The organism is Falsiroseomonas oryziterrae (assembly GCF_021864505.1).
In the GTDB taxonomy this organism is placed as follows: Bacteria; Pseudomonadota; Alphaproteobacteria; order Acetobacterales; family Acetobacteraceae; genus Falsiroseomonas; species Falsiroseomonas oryziterrae.
Genome location: NZ_JAKJIB010000486.1, coordinates 1 through 2,139 on the forward strand (window position 1 = coordinate 1; position 2,139 = coordinate 2,139).

The 2,139-nt window shown below is 76.9% G+C and carries 2 protein-coding genes and 1 pseudogene; all 3 read left to right on the plus strand.

What is annotated here, in order from left to right; translation table 11 throughout:
- Window positions 1-192: pseudogene (locus L2I40_RS22260) on the plus strand (tripartite tricarboxylate transporter substrate binding protein); the annotation flags it as partial.
- Between the two features lie 53 nt (window positions 193-245).
- Window positions 246-860, plus strand: coding sequence for a tetratricopeptide repeat protein (locus L2I40_RS22265; protein WP_237217496.1), 615 nt, complete (start codon window positions 246-248; stop codon window positions 858-860).
- Between the two features lie 240 nt (window positions 861-1,100).
- The coding region (ada, locus tag L2I40_RS22270; protein WP_237217498.1) for a bifunctional DNA-binding transcriptional regulator/O6-methylguanine-DNA methyltransferase Ada at window positions 1,101-2,139 on the plus strand (1,039 nt) is incomplete at its 3' end.

Here is a 2,139-nt window from a genome sequence, read left to right on the forward strand (position 1 = left end):
CCGCTCGTCGCGCGGCTGAACGAGGCCGCGACCGCCGCGCTGGCCGAGCCGGCGCTGCGCGAGCGCATGGCGGCGGCCGGCGTGGACGCGGCCGGTCCCTCGACACCCGAGCAGGCGCGCGCCTTCCTGGCGGCCGAGCTCGCGAAGTTCCGCGGCATCGTGCGCGACGCGAGGATCGAGCTCGGGCGCTGACCTCGCGCAGACGGGCCTTGCAAGCCGGGGCACGGATGCCAGACTCTGGTCCGATGCTCCGTCTGGCCGTCCTTCCGCTGCTGACACTGGGGCTGCTGAACCCGCCCCCCGCCCTGGCACAGGCGCCCGCCGCCCCTGGCGGCACGGCGGTCCCCGGCCAGGGCCGCCCGGATCCGTCCGCCCAGCGCCGCGCCGAGCTCGACCGCTTGTTCGAGGCATTGCGCGACGCGCCCGACACGCCGGGTGGCCAGATGGTCGAAAGCCGCATCCGCGCCGTCTGGGCCCAAGCGGTCTCGCCCGCCGCCGCGCTGCTGCTGCGCCGCGGCATGCGCAACCTGCAGGGCAACGAGGCAGCCGAGGCGCTCGAGGATTTCGACGCCGCCCTCGTGCTGGAGCCGGGCGCGCCAGATCTCTGGATCCTGCGCGCCCGCGCGCTGGCGCGGCTCGGCGACCGTGCTGCCGCAGCGCGCGACCTGCAGGAAGCGCTGCGGCTCGAGCCGCGCCATTTCGGCGCCCTGCTGGCGCTCTCGGAATTCCAGGACGAGGCCGGCAACGCGGTGGGCGCGCTGCGCAGCCTCGACGCCGCGCTCGCGCTCCATCCGCGCATGCCGGGCGCCCAGGAGCGCCGGCGCGAGTTGCAACGCCGCGCCGAGGGCGACGCGCTCTAGGCGTCCCCACGACGCCGCCTGCGGCGTCGCCGCGGAGGCCCCGGATTGGCGCCGTTCCTGTGGAAGCTGGGTCATACTGCCGTGGCGTCACGCCGGAGGCGTGCCTTCGGCACGACGCCACGGCAGGGCCGCGGGGGGGCGGACGGATTTCGCGGCGGGTTCGCTTCCGCATGCCGCGGCAACGTCCGGATGGCCCGCGCGCCCTGGAACGCCCATCTTCCGCCCATGCCCGAAGCCCCCATGCCCGACCCGGACGAGGCCCGCTGGCAGGCCCTCCTGGCCCGCGACGCCGCCCCCGCCTGCGGCCCCTTCCTCTACGGCGTCACCACCCAGGGCGTGTTCTGCCGGCCCGGCTGCCCGTCGCGCGCGCCGCTCCGCCGAAACACCCGCTTCTTCGACGGCATCGCCGCCGCCGAGGCCGCCGGCTTCCGCGCCTGCCTCCGCTGCGACCCGAAGGGCGAGCGGGCCGCGCTGCACGCCGAGGCGGTGCGCGCCGCCTGCGCCATGATCGAGGCGGCCGAGACGATGCCGAGCCTCGCCGACCTCGCCGCCCGCGCCGGCTATGCCCGCCACCATTTCCTGCGCCTGTTCCGCGACATCACCGGCGTCACGCCGCGGAGCTATGCCGAGGGCGTGCGCGCCCGCCGCCTGCAGGCCTCGCTCGCCGCCGGCGAGCGCGTGGCGGAGGCGGTGGCCGGCGCCGGCTTCGGCAGCGAATCCCGCGTCTACGAGGACACCGCGCGCCATCTCGGCATGACGCCCGGCGCCGCACGCCGCGGCGGGCAGGGCGAGACGATCCGCATCGCCCATGCCGACAGCGCGCTCGGGCCCCTGCTGGTCGGTGCCACGGACTCCGGCGTCTGCTTCATCGGCTTCGCCGAGACGCGCGACGCGCTGGAAGGCGACCTCCGCGCGCGCTTCCCCAACGCCCATGTCGTGCCGGCCGAGGCCGCGCTGGCCGACATCGTCCGCCAGGTCGTCGCCTTCGTCGCCGAGCCCGCCGCCGCGCTCGCGCTTCCGCTCGACCTGCGCGGCACCGCCTTCCAGCGCCGGGTGTGGGAGGCGCTGCGCCGCATCCCTCTCGGCGAGACGCGCACCTATGCCGGCCTCGCCGCGGAGATCGGCAACCCCGCCGCGGTGCGCGCCGTCGCGCGTGCCTGCGCGCGCAACCCGGTCTCGCTCGCCGTGCCCTGCCACCGCGTCGTGGGCAAGGATGGCGACCTCACCGGCTATCGCTGGGGCGTGCCGCGCAAGGCGGCGCTGCTGGCGGGCGAGGCGA